This window comes from Pseudomonas kermanshahensis, from assembly GCF_014269205.2.
Lineage (GTDB): Bacteria > Pseudomonadota > Gammaproteobacteria > Pseudomonadales > Pseudomonadaceae > Aquipseudomonas > Aquipseudomonas kermanshahensis.
Window position 1 is genome coordinate 300160 of record NZ_JABWRY020000001.1, and the last position, 22493, is coordinate 322652.

The 22493-nt window shown below is 55.3% G+C and carries 20 protein-coding genes and 1 pseudogene; 9 read left to right on the forward strand and 12 right to left on the reverse strand.

Going from position 1 to position 22493, the window contains the following annotated elements:
* Positions 1-84 precede the first annotated feature (84 nt).
* Together HU764_RS01485 and HU764_RS01490 are read left to right on the forward strand one after the other, a co-directional pair.
* On the forward strand, positions 85-525 hold the full coding sequence (locus tag HU764_RS01485) for a hypothetical protein (protein ID WP_186704168.1): 441 nt from the start codon (positions 85-87) through the stop codon (positions 523-525).
* A gap of 980 nt (positions 526-1505) precedes the next feature.
* Positions 1506-2324, forward strand: a complete 819-nt coding sequence (locus HU764_RS01490; RefSeq protein ID WP_186704167.1) for a hypothetical protein — start codon at positions 1506-1508, stop codon at positions 2322-2324.
* Between the two features lie 120 nt (positions 2325-2444).
* Here HU764_RS01490 and HU764_RS01495 read toward each other — a convergent pair whose 3' ends face one another.
* Complete coding sequence (locus tag HU764_RS01495) at positions 2445-3158, reverse strand: DUF2971 domain-containing protein (protein WP_186704166.1); 714 nt, start codon at positions 3156-3158, stop codon at positions 2445-2447.
* A 434-nt stretch (positions 3159-3592) separates the two neighbouring features.
* Here HU764_RS01495 and HU764_RS01500 point away from each other — a divergent pair, with 434 nt between their 5' ends.
* The 3 genes and pseudogenes from HU764_RS01500 to HU764_RS01510 all read left to right on the forward strand — a co-directional run.
* Positions 3593-5377, forward strand: a complete 1785-nt coding sequence (locus tag HU764_RS01500; RefSeq protein WP_186704165.1) for an ATP-dependent nuclease — start codon at positions 3593-3595, stop codon at positions 5375-5377.
* Positions 5378-5387: 10 nt separating this feature from the next.
* Positions 5388-7151 carry an ATP-dependent helicase gene (locus tag HU764_RS01505; protein WP_225935603.1) on the forward strand — a complete coding sequence of 588 codons (1764 nt, stop codon included), beginning with the start codon at positions 5388-5390 and terminating at the stop codon, positions 7149-7151.
* 871 nt (positions 7152-8022) lie between these two features.
* A pseudogene (locus HU764_RS01510) lies at positions 8023-8268 on the forward strand (Fic family protein); the annotation flags it as partial.
* 293 nt (positions 8269-8561) lie between these two features.
* Here HU764_RS01510 and HU764_RS01515 read toward each other — a convergent pair.
* Together HU764_RS01515 and HU764_RS01520 are read right to left on the reverse strand one after the other, a co-directional pair.
* Entirely contained in the window at positions 8562-9365 is an 804-nt protein-coding gene (locus HU764_RS01515; RefSeq protein ID WP_186704163.1) for a hypothetical protein, read from the reverse strand.
* Positions 9362-10510, reverse strand: a complete 1149-nt coding sequence (locus HU764_RS01520; protein WP_186704162.1) for an AAA family ATPase — start codon at positions 10508-10510, stop codon at positions 9362-9364. The genes HU764_RS01515 and HU764_RS01520 overlap by 4 nt, the downstream gene beginning before the upstream one ends.
* Before the next feature lie 1009 nt (positions 10511-11519).
* On the opposite strand from HU764_RS01520, the gene HU764_RS01525 reads away from it, so the two are divergent.
* On the forward strand, positions 11520-11765 hold the full coding sequence (locus HU764_RS01525; protein WP_186704161.1) for a hypothetical protein: 246 nt from the start codon (positions 11520-11522) through the stop codon (positions 11763-11765).
* A gap of 38 nt (positions 11766-11803) precedes the next feature.
* Here HU764_RS01525 and HU764_RS01530 read toward each other — a convergent pair whose 3' ends face one another.
* Entirely contained in the window at positions 11804-12439 is a 636-nt protein-coding gene (locus tag HU764_RS01530; RefSeq protein ID WP_027594544.1) for a hypothetical protein, read from the reverse strand.
* Between the two features lie 582 nt (positions 12440-13021).
* Here HU764_RS01530 and HU764_RS01535 point away from each other — a divergent pair.
* The gene (locus tag HU764_RS01535; protein WP_186703597.1) at positions 13022-13249 is read left to right on the forward strand and encodes a hypothetical protein; all 228 of its coding nucleotides are present in this window, start codon (positions 13022-13024) and stop codon (positions 13247-13249) included.
* A gap of 142 nt (positions 13250-13391) precedes the next feature.
* Positions 13392-14321 carry a malate dehydrogenase gene (locus tag HU764_RS01540; protein ID WP_186703598.1) on the forward strand — a complete coding sequence of 310 codons (930 nt, stop codon included), beginning with the start codon at positions 13392-13394 and terminating at the stop codon, positions 14319-14321.
* A 57-nt stretch (positions 14322-14378) separates the two neighbouring features.
* On the opposite strand, the gene HU764_RS01545 is transcribed toward HU764_RS01540, so the two are convergent.
* Both HU764_RS01545 and HU764_RS01550 read right to left on the reverse strand, forming a co-directional pair.
* On the reverse strand, positions 14379-14696 hold the full coding sequence (locus HU764_RS01545) for a helix-turn-helix domain-containing protein (RefSeq protein WP_186683146.1): 318 nt from the start codon (positions 14694-14696) through the stop codon (positions 14379-14381).
* 1 nt (position 14697) lies between these two features.
* The gene (locus tag HU764_RS01550) at positions 14698-14994 is read right to left on the reverse strand and encodes a type II toxin-antitoxin system RelE/ParE family toxin (protein WP_186703599.1); all 297 of its coding nucleotides are present in this window, start codon (positions 14992-14994) and stop codon (positions 14698-14700) included.
* 27 nt (positions 14995-15021) lie between these two features.
* On the opposite strand from HU764_RS01550, the gene HU764_RS27820 reads away from it, so the two are divergent.
* Entirely contained in the window at positions 15022-15147 is a 126-nt protein-coding gene (locus tag HU764_RS27820; RefSeq protein ID WP_264083904.1) for a hypothetical protein, read from the forward strand.
* 118 nt (positions 15148-15265) lie between these two features.
* Here the strand turns inward: HU764_RS27820 and HU764_RS01555 are convergent, their stop codons facing one another.
* The 6 genes from HU764_RS01555 to glyA form a co-directional block, all read right to left on the reverse strand.
* A complete protein-coding gene (locus HU764_RS01555) occupies positions 15266-17695 on the reverse strand; it encodes a TonB-dependent siderophore receptor (RefSeq protein ID WP_225935604.1) in 2430 nt (809 codons plus the stop codon).
* A gap of 78 nt (positions 17696-17773) precedes the next feature.
* Complete coding sequence (locus HU764_RS01560) at positions 17774-18742, reverse strand: FecR domain-containing protein (protein ID WP_186703600.1); 969 nt, start codon at positions 18740-18742, stop codon at positions 17774-17776.
* Positions 18735-19268, reverse strand: a complete 534-nt coding sequence (locus tag HU764_RS01565) for a sigma-70 family RNA polymerase sigma factor (RefSeq protein ID WP_186703601.1) — start codon at positions 19266-19268, stop codon at positions 18735-18737. Before HU764_RS01565 ends, HU764_RS01560 begins: the two co-directional genes overlap by 8 nt.
* A 99-nt stretch (positions 19269-19367) precedes the next feature.
* Positions 19368-20327: an arsenic resistance protein gene (locus tag HU764_RS01570; protein WP_186703602.1), complete on the reverse strand. Its 960-nt coding sequence runs from the start codon at positions 20325-20327 to the stop codon at positions 19368-19370.
* 70 nt (positions 20328-20397) lie between these two features.
* Positions 20398-20988, reverse strand: coding sequence for a hypothetical protein (locus HU764_RS01575; protein ID WP_186683153.1), 591 nt, complete (start codon positions 20986-20988; stop codon positions 20398-20400).
* 139 nt (positions 20989-21127) lie between these two features.
* Positions 21128-22381, reverse strand: a complete 1254-nt coding sequence (glyA, locus tag HU764_RS01580; RefSeq protein WP_027594534.1) for a serine hydroxymethyltransferase — start codon at positions 22379-22381, stop codon at positions 21128-21130.
* Positions 22382-22493 lie beyond the last annotated feature (112 nt).

The window sequence follows — 22493 nt, forward strand, 5'->3', positions numbered from 1 at the left end:
CCGAGTAACTGTCAGGAGTTCGGTTGTGAGGCGAGGGCTGTATCCTTATGCTGACTCGACTACTCGCGGACTTGGTTCAATAACATGCGCAAAATTCTTATCAATGAAAATGGATTTATTGAAAATCCTTTTGCTAGTAACATGCCTGGATTCATGAGTAAGAGATCGTGGGGTGGGATAGTTTATCGGCGTGGAAAGCAAATCCAACTTGCTAGTTTTCTCCCCGATGAAGATAGCGGTAGAAGAATTAGTGTTCTTGGGGTTTCAAAGGGGATGTATTTGGCGTTTGGTCTGGTTGGCTGTAAGGAACGACTTATTTATCTGGTGGATCAAGTGACTAGGGGTGATTTGCTATTGCGACCTGTAGAAGTCTCTTCTGTTCCAAGTATTTATGATATTGAATTGACAATGCCACTTAGAATTTACATTCTGGAAGCAAGGCAGGCAATGCTGAACGATCAGATGAACAGCCTCCAAATCGTTATGGCGAAATTTAAGGAAGCTGTCGCAGCTAAGATGGCTTAGAAAATCCCAACCACCATAGCTCAATGGCTGCGTTCAGCCTCCAACCCTCAGCGCCAGGGCAGCTCGTGATATCGCTCACGATTGGCTGAGGTTCATAGGAAATTTCGGGTAAGAGGGGCGGCACCGACCGTTCTGGTGCTGGCGATGACGTCACCAACGGTGAGGCACGCCAGCACGACCCACCATCATCACGCCTTCGGTAATCAGCAGCACACCTCGCATTTGGATTCGCGGGGGCTGAGTCATACCCAGAAAAAACGTTACGAATCCCTCAGGGACCTTTATCCGAGTTATGAGATTACCCAACGGGGGCGTCGCTAGCACCTGAGCTTGATCTACGCGTTCTCTGGGAATCTTCTAAAAACCACTGAGATTCTACCGGCAGTCATAGTGGAGGTGTAACAACGCCGCTGACTGTCACTCAAATCCCATCAGCATACTGTGGCCAATCCCCATACTGGGAGTTGGCGATTTTTGTTGGAGGGACGATGACACACGAAATCATCGATTAGCGTGGCCACTCACCATGTAGGAGAAGCTCCGTATGAGAACGGTTTTGTTGTGTCTTGGGCTTGCAAGTGCAGGCTTCTGTGTGGGCTCTCACTGGCCGGCACCACTCTGGGTCATCGTCGTGTTGTGGGTGGTGGGGGTTGCGCTGTGGGTTCTGGCTGAATGGCTGGAGCGGAGGGGGCGCAATCAATGATGCGCGCCAATCTAGACGAGCTGGTGATCGTGAGCTGTTTGTTTCCAGCCATGAGGTGGTCAGCTTCTATTGCGCGATCCGTGCTCATCGCCAGAGAGGGTAACGTCCTTCGCTTGTACCGTATGCCGATGCTGTTGCGGCTCGACGAATTTCGCGTCGAGCTCTTTGTCGCGCAACTCAACCACATGGAGCCTCATCACCTAGATGGGTGATGTTAAAGTGATATCGCTCTGTGACGCATCGCCTTTAGACGACAATTACACAATGGAAGAATGTTATGCGTACGCTGTTTAAATTTGCTTCAGTAGCTGTTGCCGGTGCCGTCATTACTGGATGCGATGGCGAGGATTTCACTGGGGCTTATAGATATCATGAGCAAATCTCAAAAGGCGCAATGGTGCTGAATATCCATGGTGATGAGGCAGAGATTTTCGCAGATATTGTCGCATCTGGTATTAAACCGGTGGGTAAGCTCAGCGTTTCGCAAAAGGATGGGAAGCTCATCCTTGATGATAAAAATAGCTCGTTACGATTGGTGATGAAGCGTAATGTTGATGAGCGAAGTTTGGACTGCCTCAACTGTAAGGTGCTCGGTTTGAGGGCGGATGGTCTTGTCTGGAATTATGATCCGAAAGGGCCGTATGACGTAGATCAGCTACTCAAGGAACAAGCCCGCAAAAGAGAAGAGGCGTTGAATGCTGAGCTGGAGAAGATGCAAAAGGAGGCGTTGGAGAAGGGGCGTCGGGATATGGAAGCTCGGAAGCTGGCAGCGTTCGAAGGCGACTGGGTTTTACAGCGGGCTACTAAGTATGATCCGTTGACTGTTATGGGCGTTTGGCGCAGCAAGCAGATCAGAGTTTGGTCTTTCAAGTACGAAACAATGGATCGCCTTAGCTATGAGCTTCCAGGGTTTGAGGTGACAGATGCCGGTTTGAAGATCGGAGAAGGTTCCACCACGAAGCTCTATTCTTTAAGCAGCGACAAGCAGATGTTGACCTGCATGAGTTGTGATAAGCCGATGGTTTGGGCCAAAGCAGATCCGAAGAAGGATCTCAGTGATCGCTACTATGCTCGTAAGATGGCCGGTAATCCCTGAGCTTCCGACATTAGCTATAACTTTAGGGCGGCAAGTATTTAGTGTACTTGCCGACTCATGCTCGTCGCTGACAGGTAAACGAGCTCTAACGGTTATTCAATACGTCTGAAGCGAGAAGGCCTATAGGTCTTCCGCTCTTATAGAGTTGACTTCCAATAGTGACGGGACTTTGTAAAGGACTGAAGGTTTCACGCCGCCTTTAAATTCAAGTTTTGACTCGAAGTAATATTGGAATGCATTGACTAGTTCCTTGGGTGCTCTAGGGTCTAGCAAAATGTTTTTGATGAGTGAGTGAGGGTCGATCGGAATTGTCACTCCTAACTTCCCATTTGTCTTCTCAGCATCCGAGATAAAAATGGTCGCCCGCCATTCGTGCTCATGTTCAAAGGCATCCCTTTTATAGTAAAGCATATCTACGGCCCGACGTATGTCAAATTTGTCATCTAAACTGGCTTTGATTTTTTTTGCTTCACTATTGATTCTTTTCTGTGGGAGGTAAGTGACTGGTTCCAGTCGGTGGCGTAGATTGGTAGTCGATGTGGCGGCATTAAGCGCTTTTCTAAGTCTGCTGGCGGTGGTGGATATCCGCACTCCCATTCCGTTCTGCGAATAAATTCGCCACATTGCATCAGAGACCCCAAGCTCTCCCCAGCACTGCGCAAATAGTGAGTCATTTTTATGGTGTTTTAAACGTGCCTCCCAAGGATCATCCCAGACGGTTGGATTGGCAAAGTACAACTCTTTTTTTTCAAAAATCTGCACTACCTTAGCGAAGTCCATGATTCTATAAAGGTTAGTATCTCGTTGCTCTGTCTTCAGTCCTTTCACGGCCACGCTTAGATTCTCTGTCAGAGGAATGGTACTGGGGCGAGGATGTAAAGAATCCTCTACACCGTCAATCTCGGCCAGGGGCTACTATGCATCCATTTTTCTACGCGTCAAAGCGGGCCGGCTTCGATCTGACTGTCAAAACGCCCTGAAGAGAGGCAGACCTGGACTATTGCCGACAGCAGCGTTTGGCCGCCCCTTGGTAGACTTGTTTCCCTCCGATTCGAGGATGAGCGTGTGCAAATCCAGGGGCTTGGTTCACTGCATGCTCACGAAACCGGCGAAAATTTAAGCAGACAGATGAGCGCAGATGGTATTACGATGCAGGCCAATGGCTATCGTATGTCACATCCGACACATCCCATTTCGATCGTTGGAAGGTGACCCAAACGGACACCCGTAGATCGTATTTTCACGATCCGCATGTGAGAGGGAAATTCATGCGTCTGGCGCATCTGAGCATTCGAAACTTTCGTAATTTTGAATCTGTAGACATTCCGCTTGACGGCAACATCGTTTTGCTCGGCGAGAATCGTGTCGGTAAAAGCAACCTGTTGTTTGCCATCCGCCTAGTGCTTGATCCTACCCTTCCTGATTCGATGCGACAGTTGCGATTGTCGGATTTTTCGGATGGTTGCGATCTGTCAGCAAGCCCCCAAGTCGAAGTTCATCTTGATTTTGCTGACTTCGATAGCGATCCCATGCTTGTCGCTTTGCTCACAGACTTCCGCACGGCGGCTAATCCAGCGCTGGCTCGTCTTAGCTATGTCTACCGCAAAAAAGCCGATGTTACCGGCGGACTTCAGTCCAGCGATGATTGTGAGTTCATTGTCTATGGTGGGGGGGATGAAACCCGCAGCATTCACAGCCGCGTACGTCGTCGTATTGCTATAGATATGCTGGATGCTTTGCGCGATGCAGAAGGCCAGCTCGCGTCTTGGCGGCACTCCCCACTTCGGCCCTTGCTTGAGGATTCATTTTCCTCCGTCAGTCGGGCCGATCTGGATAGCGTTGCAAGTGACCTACAGGCAGCGACAGCGAAAATGGAAAGCTTCCCCTCTGTCAAAGCGCTGGAGGACTCACTGCGGAGTGGCATTCTTCATTTGTCCGGCACCGCGCATGATCTTGATGCAAGGCTACGTTTCGCTCCCGCCGACCCGCTTCGGCTCATTCGCGCTATCGCAATGTTCATCGACGACGGTAAGCGTGGTATCTCGGAGGCAAGCCTTGGCTCAGCGAACGTAGCGCTGATAGCGCTGAAGCTTGCCGAGTTTGCTTGGCGTCGAGAGAAAAACGAACGCAACTATTCATTGCTCTGCATCGAGGAGCCCGAAGCGCACCTCCATCCCCAGTTACAGAGGGCGGTCTTCGATAAGCTCTTCAAGAATCCAGATAGTGCGCAAGCGCTGATCGTAACGAGCCATTCTCCGACTCTGGCCGCGATCGCCCCGCTGCGTTCAATCGTAACTCTGCGCCGGTCGTCTACTGGTCTGTCAAGGGCATACTCCCTTGCTGCGCTTCCGGTTAGTGCTGAGGAGCTCGATGATATCGAGCGGTACCTTACCGCTACGCGATCAGAGATGCTTTTTGCGAGAGGTGTGATTTTTGTTGAGGGCGATGCTGAGGAAGCATTGCTCCCAGGTTTTGCGGAGGCGCTGGGCTATAACCTTGATCAGCTTGGCATCACGGTTTGTAACGTTGCAGGTGTGAATTTCGTTCCTTACGTAAAGCTTGCAGGGAGCCTTGGTCTGCCTTTCGCGGTCGTCACTGATTGGGATCCACTAGACGGTACAAAACCTCCCCTCGGGAAAGCGAGAACGGTAGGTATTTGGGACGCCAACTGCTCCGTGAATCCGGGAGCAAAGAAATTGACAACCGAGAATCGCGCGTGGTGTGAGACAGCTGATTTTGATAGCTTCACTAAGAGCTGGGCCTTGGCTGGCATCTTTCTGAACGATCAGACCTTCGAAGTAGCTGTGGCAAACACACCTGGTCTCCAGGGGGCACTGCTGGATATTCTAGACGAGCAGGGATTCGGGTCTGTCCGCTCGGCGCGTATTAAAGCTTGGCGCTCGGGTACAGCCGTTGATCCTACTCAGCTACTTGCAATGATTTCTGACATCGGCAAAGGCCGCCTGAGTGCAAAACTCAAGAACAAACTGACGGGGCTGACTCCCCCCGAATACATCGCTTCGGCCATTAAGTATTTGGCGTCCCATGTCTAGTCGGTTCGCATTGGAACAAGCGCTGGCGGAGCTTAAGCCCAATAGCGAGCAATATGATGCAGCTAATGAGCGTGAGCATTGCGTGGTCCTAGCAGGCCCTGGAAGCGGGAAAACGAAGACGCTGACTACCGCGATGGCGCGTGCGCTCATGGACGATGTCATTGATCCGCGCGGGGTAGCCTGCATCACCTATAACAATGAGTGCGCTACTGAGCTTGAGGAGCGCTTAGCGAAATTTGGTGTTGCGAATAGCGACCGCTGCTTTATCGGCACAGTGCACAGCTTTGCGCTCACACAGATCATTACTCCTTACGCCCGCTGTATTCCTCATCTGCTGCCTCACGGCTTCCGTGTAGCTACGAGCACCGAGTGCCGTACGGCGGTAGAGGCGGCATATAAATCGCTGTTTGGCGACATTGGTGATGCGCATGGTCGTTGGCGGTTTGCGGAAGAGAAGCGACGTCGAGACGTTGATCGTACTTTGCCCGCTTGGCATGGACAGAATCCAGAGCTTGCTTCGTTTATCGAGGCTTATGAGGCGGAGTTGCGCCGTGTAGGTCTGATCGACTTTGATGACATGCCACTCATCGCTTTCCGGATGATCAAGGGTCATATCTGGATTCGTGACGCCCTAAGGGCTCGCTTCCCCATCCTGTTCGTCGATGAATATCAGGACTTAGGACACGCGCTTCATGAACTGGTTCTCCTGCTGTGCTTTGAGAGCGGAATACGGCTGTTTGCAGTGGGTGACGCGGACCAGTCCATTTATGGGTTTAACGGCGCCAACCCAGGGCTGTTGGAGAGTCTCATTACACGCGGTGACGTAAAAACGATCCGTTTGCGCTTCAACTACCGTTCTGGAGCGAAGATCATCAGGGCCTCCCTGGGAGCACTTGGTGAGGAGCGCGACTATTGCGGAGTGGCTGGAGCCCCAGATGGGGAACTGAGCTTTTGGGCAGTCGAGGGTGACTATGATGAGCAGGCTCTTCATATCGCTCAAGTAGTCTTACCCTCACTGATTGGCCGAGGCTTCCAGCCCGACCAAATTGCGATTCTGTATCGCGCGGCCTGGCTCGGCGACAAGGTTGCGAACGCATTTAAGGGTACAGATACTGCCATTCTGCGCACTGATGGTAATGCGCTGGTGAGGCGAAACTCCCGCCTTGCCCGGTTTGTTGAGGCTTGTAGTCGGTGGGTGGCCGGAGGTTGGCGTGATGCCTCGCCTGCCTATCACCGGCTACTCGGCCAAGCCCTCGCGATTGTGTATGGCGGGCGAGTTAGTGTCGATGAAGAGCAGGCTATGACCTGCCAACTGATCAGCTTTCTGCGAAGCGGGATTGACCGAAACGAAACCACACATACCTGGCTGGTCCGCCTTTACCACGAGCTGATATTGCCGTGGCAGAAAATTGCCCGAAACACCCATCAAGAGTGGGAGGTATGCACTGAGCTCATTGCGCGGACCGATCCAGCCTCGGGTTTAGATATACCTCTTAATGTCTTCGCCGGTCGGATAGATGGCTCTGGTCGAGTGACCTTGAGCACTCTACATAGCGCCAAAGGTCGCGAGTTCGATGCAGTCATTTTGTTTGGTGTAAACGCTCAAGACTTCCCCAGCAGGCGCGATGCTCAGTCGATACGAGGCATGCGCGAGGCTCGGCGTCTATTCTATGTCGGTGTGACCCGACCGAGAAAAGAGCTCTGTCTGATTTATCAGAGAGACAACCACTCACCTTGGGTCGCAGAGCTCTATCAGCGCAGCCAGAGAGCTTGAGCGCTCGCGCCTCTTGGCTGCTTAGACTCGGTGAGCTTTGTCCCGGTTGCTAGGGCTGAGTACCTAATTGAGTACCTAAATTAATTTATGTACTGCAATAGATGGCGTATTAACTGATGTTGTCGTAGCGGATTCGACTCCTGTCTCCGCACCACATCTTATTGGCACGATGCAGGTTTCCCTGGTTTCGGCCCCTCCAAAAATGCCCGCCTTGTGCGGGCATTTTTGTTTCTTCCTCAATCTGCTTTTGGTCCATCAGGCTACCTTCGGCCCTGCATTTTGGCCGAATGAATGGTTAGCTGCTTTTCACTTCCGGTTGCACGGGTTTCAAGATAATGGGTGACTGGCATTTGGCTTTCGCTCAATGTTTTCGGGGTGTTTGTCGAAATTTTTTTAGATAGTGTTTTCACCGGTTAGAGATATCTCAGATGGCCTACCTGGTCACCATAGCCAGCAGACACTCCGCAGTACCCTGTGGGAGCGGGCGAAGCCCGTGCCATCCACTAGAAAGCTGACCCGGTTTGAGTGCATAAGAAAAACGGTGGAAGTGCAACTTAGCTAGCTAACGCGTGGTACCAAATTCTCAAACCCACGCCAACGATGGTGGTGGCTCCGCACCACATTCAGATTGGCCAGTGGCGATTTTTCGCTTATTGGCCCCACTAAGAAGCCCGCCTTGTGCGGTTTTTTTTGTGCCTGATTATTAGTCTGCTGATCTGCGTGTTTTGACTTAATGAGGCGCAGTTTTTCACTTAGGGTTGCACGGATTTCTAGATAGTGGTTATCTGTTAAGCGGGTTTTGACCAACGTTTACTGGGGTGAATTCCGAATTTTTCTAGATAATGTTTTTTCGTACAGAGATAATTTTCAGATGCCCCAGTTTTCTCACTACGACCTTCAGCTGCTGAATCCATCCTTCGACTCGCCGCTGGTTGACGTTCTGGCCGAGCTCGAGTTTCTGCGCAGGCTGCGGTTGGAGGGAGATACGCCACCCCAGGTGTTCTTTCAGCTCAAGGCGCTGTTCCATATGTTGGAAAGCTTGGGGGCTGCTCGAATTGAGGGCAACCACACCACGCTGGCCGACTACATAGACAGTAAGGTCGAAGGCAAAGCCGAGAGTATTGGGATGAGCCAGTCCGCAAAATCGGCAAATCCCTTTATCATCTAGATGTGTTTTACGCCATGACCTACGTCGTAATTTTCAATAATTTCGTACCCATTATCATAAAAAAGAATTCGCTCCAATAAATCCATTTCTTCAGAATTCTGAGTCAGATATTCACCGATTTGCTTAATCGCTGGAGGCATGTGTATCCAAGCTTTCCTTAACTGAATTGGTGGGTTAATCGGTCGCAATGAGTTGGGCTTGACTCGAAAACCCCACCAGTTTTCTTTCTGGAATCATGTCTATTATGAAGCCAAACTATCAAGTAGGGTGCGATGAGGGCAATTATTTCCAATGACTATTCCACGAGCAAACCCTCGAATGTAAGCCATTCCAAAGTAGTCGGCAAACATCACTGGAAAAGAGCTCAATACATATATATGTCCGCTGCCTCCGATGTGGCGTAGCTGCCCTTCAAAGATGCTTTGTGAAGCAATAGGTTTCTCTGGTAGTCCTGTTTGACCCGTGGATATAAAGTTGGCCTTTTCACAATGCCTTATGATAATTTCATCCCAGTATTGGCGTGACCATGACACAACTCTCCTGAATGTATGGGAAGCGTAATCAGACGAAAAGCCTTTAAACGCTTGGCCATATTGCAGGGGCACGGCCAAATTAGCGAAACAATCGTAGCTACAATCCTCATGTAGACAACGAGTGGCTTCGACCATAGGATAGCTAACGAACAGTTTTCCATTACCAGTCTCTTGGTCAAAGAACGCTAACATCTCTCTCAGCTTGTCATCGTTCGCGGTACTGGCATGAGGATCATAATCGAAAAACAAGTAAATCTGTGAGAACTGATCTCGTTTGAAGTTTTGCAGGAACTTATTTTGAGGGATCTCCTGCAAAAGCGGAAATAAGTCGATACTGCCAAGCCCGAAATCGTCCGTCATCTTTTCTAGGAGTTGGTAAATCTCGCCACAGAATGCAGTAGTTACTACCTTTCCCTGGGGTTCGGAAAAATAGTATTTAATGAATTTCCGTGTGAAATCTTTTTCTGTTCTCTCACCTTCGAAGACAAATAGAATATGCTCTGAACTAATCATTTTCTGCCATTCGCCAAACTAAAGCCGCCAGCCTTGTAGATTTTTTCAAGATTGTGGGCTTGCCTTATTTCCTTGTCAGTAGTATCTGCAAGAGAAACGATACGAGTTTCATCCATCACGAAATAACAATCAGCTCGCAAGATGTCATTGCTCATGATGGCAGTGTTGTGAGTGGTCAAAATAACTTGGATGCCAGATTTTTTAAGTAGCTCTACTACATTGATCGACAACTCATGATGATAGAATGCGTCAAATTCGTCTATGCACACCAAGCTGATTCGGTCAATTTCTTGAATTCGTATAAACCAGAAATAGAACAGGCCTAATGTGCGCGTGCCAGTAGATGCAATTTCGGCGAATGGGATGAGGCTTCCATCAAAGTCGAACGCAATGTTTTTTCCGTCATTATCGGAAATTTCGACAAGCTTACATTTTATGCCGTTCTTGTTCAGGAATTCTTCAAACTCTTCAGTCTTTCCTCTCTCAGCAATATCTTCGCATATACTTTTATCGGACTCGACCAATCCAGCATAAAAATTCCCCTCGATTGATCGAACCATTAACATTCCATGTACAAAATCGGTAAACTTTTTGAATATTGCCGAGTTGCCTGCATCTGGAAGGATTGTATTTGAATGTATGTAAGAGACAATCGAAACAGAGGTGCCAGCAAGATCAGTGATTTCGCCTATCTTTTGGTTCAGAGTCTCAGTGCCAGGCAAGTCAATCATTATTTCCACAGGACCACTTCGGTCTGCGATGATGCACGTCTTGCCATTGATTACTACAGTTTCTTTCAGGATTTTTGTCGCCGATTCTTTTTCGTAGCTATACGTTACTTCGTCGTCACCGAATTTGAATGTGTAGCTGAACCAGGACTTTCGCTCAGAGTTGGCTGCGTTTAAATAATTTTTTGAATACTGCCTGGTGTTTGTCTGTCTAGCGCCAAGATTATATACTATGTCAAATAAGGCATAACTTAGGTTGGTTTTTCCGCAACCATTTTTCCCATAAACTATACTGTTTCTAATTACCCCATTTTCAACTGCATCTACATTGAACTGGTAATCATTTTTTTGCGTCAAATCAAAAGTAAAGAGATCACGAAAACCCTTAAAACCTTTGACTGCGAATTTTTTCAACATGTTAAAATCTCCGAGTCAACACACAATTATCCTGCATCATATCGTAGCCTTACCCGGCCTGCCGTAAATTTTTTACGGCACCACATGCCGTCCATCGGTGTCAGAGGGTCATGGTTCCACCTGCGATATCTCTCTTCCCTAACCTGGGCAGCCTACGCAGGCAGGGTACTGGCTCTCATCCTCATCATGTTGCTTCATGAGAAAGGCCCATCGGATGTGGTATGCCAATCAGGGGTCTGTTACGGACAGTCGTTTAAGCACCAGAAGGATGGCTCGGTAGCCTTGCTTTGAGGGCGGGCCCACCGCAAAACCGAAATTCAATGGGGGGTGCCAGGAAGGTAAAAGCTAGGCCCTAGGAGGGCAGCCGTTGCGCTCCCCACCATTGGATTTCTATCCTATGCCCAAGCCAGTAGCACACGGGGATGGCTGAGACGCGATGGATATCCCAGCTAGTTGCAAGCTGAAGCTCTGGGAAACCATGCAGTAGATTGATCAATCTCTAGACTTAGAGATGATTGCTCATCGCAACGATACGGAAGTTGTTGCGATTGGATTTATGCGTAATTTGAGCTTTAGAAAAAAACGCAGAGGCGCTGCGCAGATAACGAGGGGGCAGCTTATTGGTCGTTTTCTGCCGTTCTATAGAATTTGAAAAGGGTGGTAGTAGCTCTCACTAAAGTCCCAAAATCTCGATTCGATTCCACTAAAGGCCATAAATGGCTGATTTTTTTATAGATACACTATGAGGTACATCAAAAAATCCACCAAATTCCAGCCCCGCGAAAACCGGGCCCTCACGGCCAACAACCGTCCGCCTGTCTCCGTCACCAGTAAAGCATTTGGTAGCAGTCCATGACTATTGCGAAACACCCTCAGCAAAGCCCGCCTACCGCGGGCTTTGCTGTTTCTGCTTGGCTCGTTCTGTCTCAGTACCTAAAACGCAAGTACTGGGGTTGATGCAATAGGAAGCGGATGATTCACTCATCTCATTCAAGAAAAGGAAAACACCATGGCCAAACCACACGACTGGAATGACTGGGCTGGCGGACTGACACTGGTCCTTCAGACAATCGTTTACGTTCCCCTGTTTTACGTCATCCTCATGCCATGGCTTTGCCTTGTGCTCGTGAAGCTTGGTAAGACGCCACTCTTCCCTGGGTTTTTCCACGCGATGGCCTCGACGGGCTGGTTGGTGACATCAGGGGTTGTGGGCTTTGTAGTGCTTTTTATTGTGATTCGTAGCTTGCTTCGCTGAAAAGCGATGGGACGTACTGGAAGCTGGGTGCGCCACGCTCATAGCGACTCCAATCGATCCTGCAGCAGTTCAGCTGCAAGGTTTCGTTCGCGGGGCTGTCCCAGCCGTATGGCATCGACCAGCGCCAACAAGGCGTACATTTCCGGGTCCTTTCGAGCTGCATCGGCCGCAGTCTTGAACAGCGGCTCGACCTTCATACCCAGGGTATTGCCGCGGGCGTATGGCCACACTGGCACGTGTTCACCGGCGCTGGTCAAGGTCTTGTGCAGTACTGGTGCTGCGAAGCCGGTTGTAATACCACGTGTCAGCTCGCCGGCACGGGCTGGAAGCACGTACTTCAGGCCGTAGACGATGAACTCATACAGCGCCTTGGTGTTCGCTCTAGGAACGCCCAGCTTGCGGTCGGTTCTGGCCAGGCCGATCTCAATGCAATGCTTCAGAGAGAGGTTTATCTGTGTCTTGCTAATGCCAGTTTGAAGCTCCAATGCACGGGCGGTGTAGGCGGACGCACGCATCTCAACATGTAGCTGGCCCGGGTATGCAGGCAACTGGTCGTCATCCAGGTCCTCCCAGTCTTTCCAGTCGTGCGGCCAGGCCGCCATAGCCCTGTCGCTCGATTCATGCCGTTGCAGGCAAACCAGCTTGAGTAGTAAACCGATGTCTTGACCTTTCATGCCATAACCTGTTCTTGTTGTCCCGCGTCCTGGGACACGGGACAACAAGAACATGCAATTTTCTGTTGTGCAAGCAGGAAAATGAAAATCTTCGAAACCGCTAGGTGTAGCGTCGAGAGGAAGTTGGTGACCGCTGTGATGCCTACAGCACAGGGCGTACATTCCCACAGCCTCGAACCTTGCAATAGCCCCCTCACAGGGATAAATTGCCCCAGTCGTCGAAGCATCGACGACGCGACCTTGGCCGGTCGGAATCGAAAGGCGCATTAGCGCCCAGTCTTCATCGCAGGCGCTTTTTTTGTGCCCGCGATGTCGCGTTATGGCGGTGGTGCGCGGGACACCTTCGGGTGTGCCGGGCTCCTTTCGTCCCGGTCGGCCAACCCGCGTACTGCTGCCACCCCAACTTGCTTGGCCGCGAGCGGTGGCAGTTCCATAACGAAAGGAACTCATGCATGACCACCAGAAGTCCCTTAAGGATCCTCGCATCCGCTCTCCGCCGCCACCCTCGCTGGCCGCCACCCCCACCGTTTCTACCCCTCAACACCCAATCCCACCCCACCTCCAAACCCCAGGAGGCCCCCCATGACTGACCACGAACGCCTCTCCACCATTCAAAGCTACGCCTGGACCCTAGAACTGCTCGGCGAAGCCTTGGTCCAGCACGACGAAATGCTGGAATGCGAACACAATCCGCGCCTGAGCTTCCGCAACACGGCTGGCATCCATCAAGCGATCCAGATCATCAGCCGCCTGGCCAGTGAGCAGTGCGGGAAGGTGATGTCGCAGCGCGAACAGAGCCCGGCCGATTAACCGGCGTAGTGCCTGAAAGCCAACCGTCCCCCCTTTTAAACGACCACTGGCCACCTCAGGGTGGCCTTTGGGCATTAGCAGGCAATACTTCTCTCTATACGCAGGCGTGTTCCTGGTGGCACGCGCCGCTGGGAGGTGTCAGGTGAACAAGCTATCAATCGTGGGTGCCGGGATGGTGGGCGAGGCGGCGGCTCAGATCATCGCCCGGGATGAGTTCTGCCGTGAGCTGGCGTTGATCGATGTGCAGGGTGAGTTGGCGCAGGGCAAGGCGCTGGATGTGTGGCAGGCGGCGGTCGAGGCTGGGTCCGATACGCGGGTTTACGGCGGGGCCAAGGCTGAAATGCTGGAGGGGTCTGAGCTGGTGGTGATCACCGCAGGTGTGCCGCGCAAGCCGGGGCAGTCGCGGCAGGATGTGCTGAGTATCAACCTGCCGATTCTCGATGGCGTCATGCGGGATATCAAACGCCATGCGCCAGCGGCGACGGTGCTGGTGGTTTCGAACCCTGTCGACGTGCTGACTTATCGCGCCTGGTCGCTCAGCGGGCAGGGCCGTAACAAGGTGTTCGGGCAGGCGGGGGTGCTGGATACCGCGCGCATGAAGTGCTTCATTGCCGAGGAGACGGGGTTTTCTGCTCGGGATATCACGGCGCTGGTGCTGGGCGGGCATGGCGATAGCATGGTGCCGTTGATGCGCTACTGCCAGGTGGGGTCTGTGCCGTTGTCGCACTTCCTGTCCAGCGAGCAGATAGAGCGGATTGTGGAACGCACGCGCAAGGGGGGCGGTGAGATTTTGGGGTTGAAGAAAATGGGCAGTGCCTGTGATGCGCCGGGTGTAGCGATTGCGCAGATGGTGGATGCCATCGCCAATGGGCGAAATCGCATTTTGCCGGCGGTGGTGGTGCTGGAGGGCGAGTATGGGCGAACCGACATCGCCATGGGGGTGCCGTGTGTGCTGGCGGAGGAGGGGATTGTGCGGGTGATCGAGTTGCCGCTGGATGGGCAGGAGCAGGCGATGTTTGACCACTCTGCGGATCAGGTGGCGTGGGATATTGCTGAAATGAATGCTCTGTGACCGGCGGGAGGGTGCTATCGCCGGCGGTCTGGCCGGCGATAGTGCGCAGAAGTAAAGTTAGTGCGTCGCAAGTTCCTGAGTCAGTTCAGGGTGCTTGAGAATTAAGCGCATCAGGCACAATACCCCGCCTGGAGGCACGAAGCGGCCCTGTTCCCAATCGCGCAAAGTCGCTACGGGTGTGGCAATTCGCTCGGCGAATGAGACCTGAGTTAGTCCGCAGCGCTCGCGAGCTTGGCGAACCAGGATTTGCTCCGGTGTCGTAACGCGTCCCACCCCCTGCTTGGCTTCGTTTAGCGCTTGGCGTAGGTCAGGCAACGGCTCGCCTGCGTCGGCCTCAATGGCTTTTGCAACACTTTCAATATCGATATCACGCATGTCATACCACCTTGCTGATTTCAGCGGGGCTGATGTTGGCACGCTCTGCCTTAGCGTAAATCGTGACCAATAACACAATTTCATCCTCGGTCAGGTTGAAATAAATCACGCGTGCGCCCCCGGATTTGCCCGATCCTGCGCAGCTCCATCGTACTTTTCGCGCGCCGTCTGCACCCGGAATGACATCCCCGGATAGGGGATTGACCGCAATCCAGTCAATGAAAGCCACTCGTTCTTCATCAGTCCACAATTTGGCAGCGATTTTTTGGAACGTAGGGGTTTCAATTACTGTGCGCATATCGAATGTACGGGAATCCCTTATGGCATGCAACGTATACAAATGCTCAAAGGGCGTGTCTGTGAATTGCTGACCGATGCGTGCGTCGACCAGCCTGCAAGGCTGCCCGACTTCACGTCGCGCTGGTGCAAGCCACTGAATTCGCCACCCTGAACTCATCGAGCGCTGTCTGCGCTTATGAGGATCATTGTGCAGACTTTGCAGCGTGGAGGCTCATCTGCAGATTTTCCAGATGTGTCCAATACGCCTACTGATGGCGAAGCGCCGCCTCCTAGAAGCTATACCGCGCAGTCAGTTTCACGTTCCGTGGGTCGCCATAAATGTCATACGGGCTCCACCCACCATTGGCCACGCTGCTGTAGTAGGTGCGGTCGAACAGGTTGTTGACGTTGACCTGCAGGTCCAACTGCTCGCTGGCTTTGTAGCCTGCCACCAACCCCACCACGGTGTACGAGCCTTGCTGGTTTTCCCATGCTGTAGAACCGGCGCCCCCCGAGGTGCGGATGCGGCTCTGTTGGTAGATATCACCACCCACGCGCCAGCGCTGCAGTTCGCCGGGCAGGGTGTAGATCGTCGACAGCTTGAACAGCTGGCGCGGTTTGGCGCGGTCGAAGTCTTCGCCTTCGCGGGCTTTGTTGGCGTCGCTGACATATTTGGTCTGGGTGTAGGTGTAGCCGGCAGCCAGTTGCCAGTTGTCGGTCAGGGCGCCCTGGATTTCGAGGTCGATGCCTTTGCTGCGCACCAGGCCGGCGGCCTCGTAGCAAGCACTGGCGGCGCCTGACCCGCACCCTTTGACGTCGGGCAGCTCTTGGGCGCGGTTCTTTTGGTCGATCTGGAAAACCGCCAGGCTGGCGTTCAGCGCGCCACCAAAGTACTCGCCCTTGATGCCCACTTCGTAGTTTTCGCCCACCACAGGGTCGAGCACTTTGCTGTCCAGGCCTTTGCTGGTCTGCGGCTTGAAGATATCGGTGTAGCTGACGTAGACCGAGTGGTTAGTGTCCAGGTCGTAGACCAGGCCGGCATAGCGGGTCAGGTTACGCGTGATCTTGTAGTTGTTTTCGCTGCTTTCGCTGTCGTCGAATTCGTACCAATCGAGACGGCCACCCAGAATCAGCGACAGCGGGTCGGTCAAACGCAGGCGGCTGCTGGCGTAGACGCTGTCCTGGGTGGTGGTTTCGGGGAGGCCGTTGGGGCCCGTGACGTAATCCGGCTTGGCATGGCCGCGGGGGTTCCACTCGAAGAGGTTGCTGCCGGCGTCGATGTAATCGCTCCAGGCCTTGCCAGACCGATAATCCAGCTGGCGCTTGCTGACGCCAACGGTCAGGTCATGGGTTTGACCGAGCAACTGGAAGGGGCCGCTGACGGCCAGGTCGTAGCCTTTTTCCTTCTGCTCCATGGCTTCGGTCCACAGGTAGTGGCGGTCGTATTCCCATATCGAGGAGGCCAGCACGTCGGTGTCGGTCTTGGTCTGCATGGCCGCCAGGCGCAGTGTCCAGTCGTTGGCTAAGCCTTGCTCGAGGGTGGCGAAGTAGCCGGTGGTGCGGTTGTCGGAATATTCCCAGTCATGGCCGAGGAAGGTGTCGCGTGGCAGCCCGAGGTGGCCGCCGCCACGGGCCATGGGCAACCCGCCCCAAATGTAGTTGGTGTGGTTTTTCTGTCGGTAGGCGCCGAGGGTGAGGGTGGTGCTTTCGCTCAGGTCGGCGTCGACCACGCCGTAGAACAGGTCATGGTCACTCTCCACCGAGTCGCGGAAGCTTTTGGCGTCTTGCTTGGAGACCACGGTACGGGCGCGCAGGGTGCCGGTTTCATTCAATGGGCCGCCGATGTCCAGCGTGCCGGTGTAATCGTCCCAACTGCCGGCACTGCCGGTGAGGGTGCCCTGGAATTCATGGGTCGGGCGCTTGCGCACCAGGTTGATGGCACCCCCGGGGTTGCCAGCGCCCTGGGCCAACCCGGTGGCCCCACGCACGATCTCGACCCGGTCGTACATGGCCAGGTTGGCTTCGCCGCTGGGCAGGTAAGTCAGGAAGCTGGTGGGGAAGCCGTCGTACATGATGTTGTCGACGTCAAAACCGCGGGCACTGAAAGAGGGGCGGCCGGCACCGCCGGAGTTGCTGAGGAAGATACCGGGTGCACTTTTGACCACATCGCTGATGGTGGTCATGGCCTTGTCGTCCATCCGCTTGCGCGTGACCACGCTGACGGCCTGCGGGGTTTCGCGCAGGCTCAAGGGCAGCTTGGTGGCCGTCTGCATCGTGCCGGTGGTGTACGACCCGCTGTTTTCGGTGGTCGCCGCCAGGCCTTGGCCGGTAATGCTGGTAGCGCCCAGCTCCAGGCCAGTGCCCGCGGCCTGCGGTGTCAGCAGGTAAAGGCCATTGCCCTGCGGTGACGCTTGCAGGCCGGTGCCTTGCAGCAGTTGCTGCAAGCCGCCTTCCACACTGGTGGCGGCGTTCAGGCCTGGGCTGCGCAAACCTTCGACCAGGCCTGGTTCGATGGGCAGGGTGATACCGGCTTGGCTGGCGAAATTAGAAAGGGCGCTGCTCAGGTTGCCGGCGGGCACCTGAAAGGTCCGGCCCTGCTGCGCGCTGTGCTCGGTGGCTTGCGACACGGCTGCAGTCAGGCCGCCACCTGTGATGATCAGGCCCAATGCAGCAGCGTGTACTGCCCGCGCCAATGGTTGCATGCCCTGCGTCGTCGCCATGTGTTCGTCCCGCCCTGTAAAAGTGATGTGCTTACGGTAGGGACACGCAACCTGAGCAAAACACGACAATGATTCTTGTTACGTATACGCGCGCGCCGTGACGGTGACCCAGTAGGGCGTGCGGTAGTGGATGTCCACCGGCAGCGTCTGGCTCAAAGCGCGCAGAATCTGATCGGTGTCGCGCAGCTGGAAGGTGCCGGAGATCAGCAGCCGGGCCACGGCGGGGTCGCAACGCAGCAAGCCAGGCCGATAGCGCCCAAGCTCGCTGATGAAGTCATCCAGGCGCGTCTTTTCTACCCGCAGCACATGGTTGAGCCAGTCGAGGCGCTGCTCGGCCAGCGGCATGGGGGGCTGTACAGCCTGGAGGCTGACCTGGGTTTGCTGGCCGGCGGCCAGGCGCACCAAGCCGTCGTCACCCCATGCCAGGCGAGGACGCACTTCGACAGCGCCCTCTAGCGCGGCGAGGAACGTGCTGCCTGGGTACTGACGCACCAGCAAGCGGCTGCCGAGCGGGCTGATGTGCGCTTCGGCGGTATCGACGATAAACGGGCGCCTGGCAGGCTCACGGGGCAGCTCGACCAGCATCTCGCCGGCGATCAGGCGCACGCGGCGAACGCTGTCGTCGTAGGCGATATCGACGGCGCTGCCGGTGTTCAGGCGTAGCTGCCCGCCATCCGGCAAGGGCACGCTGCGCTGCTCCCCGGTGGCCGTGCGCACGTCCGCCTGCCACTCGCGCCACGGCAGCCCCCGGTAGGCTGCGAGGCCAATCGGGGCGGCGGCAATCAGCAATGCGAGGGTCTTGAGTGCCTGCCTGCGCTCCAGGCTGCGCGGGCGCTCCAGCGCCGTGCGGGTGGGTTCCCCGCTAAGTTGCTGGGCACGGCTGCTGAAGCGCTCGGCCAGTTGCCAAGCGCGTTCGTGGTCAGCGTGCCGCGCCCGCCATTCGGCGCCGGCGGCATGTTCGGCGGCGCCGGCGCTGCTGTTCTGCAAACGCACGAACCAGCTGGCGGCTTCGCGGGCAATGCGCCGGTCGATGGGGGTATTACTCATCGTGCGTACTGGCGAGCACGATGCATTCTTCAAACGCCCGCGCCAGGTGGCGTTGCACGGTACGGACGCTGAGCTTGAGCCGGCTGGCGATCTCTTCTTGGGTATAGCCTTCCAGCTGCGCCATCAGGAACGCCTGTCGGCTTGGGGCGGGCAGGAGGGCCAGTACCTGGTCGATCTCGTCGAGGGCTTCGAGCACCAGCGCCTGATTTTCCAGCGACGGTGCCAGTGCTTCTGGCGTTTCCGCCAGCGCGGCCAAGTAGGCTTGCTCCAGCGAGCGGCGGCGATAGAAGTTGAGGGCCAGGCGATTGGCGATTGTGGCCAGATAGGCGCGCGGGGCCGTGTAGTTCAGCGCCTCGCCGGTTGCACTGCTGAGCAGCCGCACGAAGGTGTCCTGGGCCAGGTCCGCAGCATCGGCGGCACTGCCCAAGCGCTTGCGCAGCCAGTTCTGCAGCCAGCCGTGGTGGTGGCTGTAGAGCTGATCGATGGCCTGATGCGGGTGATGATTTGCCGATGAGGTGGATTGCACGGGATACGATAGATGTTAATGAGAATTCATCGCATTCTATCAGCATACGTTCGGCCAGGTGCAAGCAAAAGGTTAAGCGCTTGCTGAACCTTCACAGCCTCATCTGTCTCGCACCCATGCGGGCACGACGCGCACATAAATTAACTCGCTCACCAACTCCACCAGCGTTTGGGTAATCACCGCCGCCGCCGCCAACCCGCGCAGGTCGTCCGGCAACGCCAACGCCAACGGCAACACCACCAGCGAGTTGCGCGTCGAAGCGCTGAACGTCACCGATCTCACCTCGGCCACCGGCAAACGCATCAGCCGCGCGGTGGCAAAGCCGATCACCGGCGCCAGCAGCATGAAGCCGAGGTACACCGGGATCACGGGCAGCAAGCGCTCGAAATCGCGCAGCACGGCGGCAATCTGCGAGCCGATCACCACCACCAGCACCCATGCCATCGCCGGTACCGGCATCCACGCCCAGGCGTCGTTCCACTTCGATGCCACGCGGGAGCGGCGGGCGCTGGCGCTGGTCAGCACGGCGAGAATCATCGGCAACACAATCAACAGGGCAAACGCTTCCACGAAGGGCGTGATGGAAATTGCCACAGCGTTATCGTCACCCAGCATCAACGCCAGGTACACCGGCAGCAGGACCAATTGCATCAACAGCAGCAGCGGCGTGGCGGCGAGGGTCTGGCGTGAGTCGCCTTTGCCGATGTGGGTGAACACCACCACGTAGTCGATGCAGGGGGTTAGCAACACCAGCAGGGCGCCGATCAGGATGGCCGGGTGCGCGACCAAGCCGCGGGTGATTGCCCAGACCAGCAGTGGGATGATGACGAAGTTGGCCAGTAGCAGTGCACTGATGAAGCGACGGTTGCCCAGGCCTTGGCGCAGGTCGAGGAAGGGGATCTGCAGGAACATCGCGTACATCAGCACGGCAATGACGGGGGTGATCAGGGCTTGCAGATGGTGTGCGGTGTCGGTGGCCAGCAGGCCGAAGGCAAGGGCTGCGAGCACTGCCGCGAAGTAGACCGGAATTTGATGAGTTTCGAGTTGCTCTCTGGTCAAGGCAGGGTCCTGTGCGCGCGCGGGTTTTGAAGCGGCACAGGGTAATACGTGAAGGCCCATGCAGGCGACATCAGGTGTTCAGCCAATCCACCCCGCGTTGTGCAATCAACAGGCTCAGGGTGCATTGCTGGGCAGCGGCGTAGCACGCCAGAAAGCCGCCCACCGGGTAGAGGTTGTGAATTTCCATGGGGTGGCCGTTGCTGGCGATCATCTGGATTTCTCGCCGGTCATCTTCAAGTTGTGCCAGGTCGAACGGGGCGCCGGTTTGCGCATCGACCAAGGTCCACAGGCTAGGATCTTGCGCCTCGATGGCCTGAGCGGCCACCAGGCCTTCGGCGGTGGTGAATATGCCTTTACCGAAATGAGGCCCGCTGCGCACATACAGTCGATAACCTGCGTCGCTATAGCGAAAATACAGCAGCATCGCGCACTGATCGTCGCCTTTGTCGAACGGGATCAACCCAAAGCCCTGACCGTGCTGCCAATCATCGTCCGTGCCGTTGAGCATGCCGAGCGCGTGGGCGCCTTCAATGGCGTAACCCGGTACTTCAGTGGGTGTGACCAGGCTCACGTGCCCTGTGCACAGGCAGTCCAGGCTGTTCACCGGTGATTCGGCGATCTGCAGGGTAGCTGTAAAGGAGCGTGTTTTGTTATCTGCCATGGGGTGCCTCCGGCTCGGCGTGGGGGAGGCTGCAGGCTAGGGTGTCTTGCGCAGGGGTGCCATTTGGAACAGGTTCCGCAAAGCGGGCACAAAAAAGCCCGGCGCAAGGCCGGGCTTTTTCACATCAGGCTGGCGCCAATCAGTTGCCGTAAACCGGCAGCTTCTTGCAGATGGCCTTGACCTTCTCACGCACGGCATCGATCACCGCTTCGTTGTTCAGGTCAGCCAGGATGTCGCAGATCCAGCCGGCCAGTTCCTTGCACTCTGCTTCTTTGAAGCCACGGGTGGTCACGGCTGGGGTGCCGAAACGCAGGCCCGAGGTGACGAACGGGGAACGTGGGTCGTTCGGTACCGAGTTCTTGTTGACGGTAATGAAGGCTTTGCCCAGTGCGGCGTCAGCGTCCTTACCGGAGATTTCCTGCTTGATCAGCGACAGCAGGAACAGGTGGTTTTGGGTGCCGCCAGAAACGACGTCGAAACCACGCTCGATGAACACGCTGGCCATGGCCTGGGCGTTTTTCACCACTTGCTGCTGGTAAGCCTTGAACTCAGGCTGCAGGGCTTCTTTGAAGCAGATCGCCTTGGCCGCGATGACGTGCTCCAGCGGGCCGCCTTGGGCGCCTGGGAAGACAGCGGAGTTCAGCTTCTTCTCGATGTCGGCGTTGGCACGGGCCAGGATCAGGCCGCCACGTGGACCGCGCAGGGTCTTGTGGGTGGTGGTGGTGACCACGTCGGCGAACGGCACAGGGTTCGGGTACACGCCAGCGGCAACCAGGCCAGCAACGTGGGCCATGTCGACGAACAGGTAGGCACCGACCTTGTCGGCGATGGCGCGGAAGCGTGGGAAGTCCAGCACCTGCGAGTAGGCCGAGAAGCCGGCAACGATCATCTTCGGCTTGTGCTCTACAGCCAGGCGCTCGACTTCGTCGTAGTCGATCAGGCCGTTGCCGTCGATGCCGTACTGGATGGCGTTGTACAGCTTGCCCGAAGAGCTGACGCTGGCGCCGTGGGTCAGGTGACCACCGTGGGCCAGGCTCATGCCCAGGATGGTGTCACCGGCCGACAGCAGGGCCAGGTAAACGGCGGCGTTGGCCTGGGAGCCAGCGTGCGGCTGGACGTTGGCGTAGTCGGCGCCGAACAGCTCTTTGGCGCGGTCGATGGCCAGTTGCTCGACCACGTCGACGTATTCGCAACCACCGTAGTAACGCTTGCCTGGGTAGCCTTCAGCGTACTTGTTGGTCAGAACCGAACCCTGGGCTTCCATGACAGCCGGGCTGGTGTAGTTTTCCGAAGCGATCAGCTCGATATGCTCTTCCTGGCGCAGAGCTTCTTGCTGCATGGCTTCGAAGAGCTCGGCGTCGTACTTGGCAATGGTCAAATCACGGCTGAACATGGCGGTCCTCAAGGATCGGGCTGAATTGGGGGGGCATTCTAACCGATTGCTTCGGGCCTGGCATATGAAGTGACGTCAAGTCGCGGACCAAAGGCCTTCATGTTGCATCCCG

Bases quoted from the DNA above. Each gene is read 5' to 3' on its own strand.
- HU764_RS01530 (WP_027594544.1), bottom strand. From the start codon at position 12,439: ATGAAAGGTCAAGACATCGGTTTACTACTCAAGCTGGTTTGCCTGCAA.
- glyA (WP_027594534.1), bottom strand. From the start codon at position 22,381: ATGTTCAGCCGTGATTTGACCATTGCCAAGTACGACGCCGAGCTCTTC.
- HU764_RS01535 (WP_186703597.1), top strand. From the start codon at position 13,022: ATGACTGACCACGAACGCCTCTCCACCATTCAAAGCTACGCCTGGACC.
- HU764_RS01550 (WP_186703599.1), bottom strand. From the start codon at position 14,994: ATGCGCACAGTAATTGAAACCCCTACGTTCCAAAAAATCGCTGCCAAA.
- HU764_RS01555 (WP_225935604.1), bottom strand. From the start codon at position 17,695: ATGGCGACGACGCAGGGCATGCAACCATTGGCGCGGGCAGTACACGCT.
- HU764_RS01490 (WP_186704167.1), top strand. From the start codon at position 1,506: ATGCGTACGCTGTTTAAATTTGCTTCAGTAGCTGTTGCCGGTGCCGTC.
- HU764_RS01575 (WP_186683153.1), bottom strand. From the start codon at position 20,988: ATGGCAGATAACAAAACACGCTCCTTTACAGCTACCCTGCAGATCGCC.
- HU764_RS01485 (WP_186704168.1), top strand. From the start codon at position 85: ATGCGCAAAATTCTTATCAATGAAAATGGATTTATTGAAAATCCTTTT.
- HU764_RS01525 (WP_186704161.1), top strand. From the start codon at position 11,520: ATGGCCAAACCACACGACTGGAATGACTGGGCTGGCGGACTGACACTG.
- HU764_RS01560 (WP_186703600.1), bottom strand. From the start codon at position 18,742: ATGAGTAATACCCCCATCGACCGGCGCATTGCCCGCGAAGCCGCCAGC.
- HU764_RS01545 (WP_186683146.1), bottom strand. From the start codon at position 14,696: ATGCGTGATATCGATATTGAAAGTGTTGCAAAAGCCATTGAGGCCGAC.
- HU764_RS01515 (WP_186704163.1), bottom strand. From the start codon at position 9,365: ATGATTAGTTCAGAGCATATTCTATTTGTCTTCGAAGGTGAGAGAACA.
- HU764_RS01500 (WP_186704165.1), top strand. From the start codon at position 3,593: ATGCGTCTGGCGCATCTGAGCATTCGAAACTTTCGTAATTTTGAATCT.
- HU764_RS01520 (WP_186704162.1), bottom strand. From the start codon at position 10,510: ATGTTGAAAAAATTCGCAGTCAAAGGTTTTAAGGGTTTTCGTGATCTC.
- HU764_RS27820 (WP_264083904.1), top strand. From the start codon at position 15,022: ATGCAACGTATACAAATGCTCAAAGGGCGTGTCTGTGAATTGCTGACC.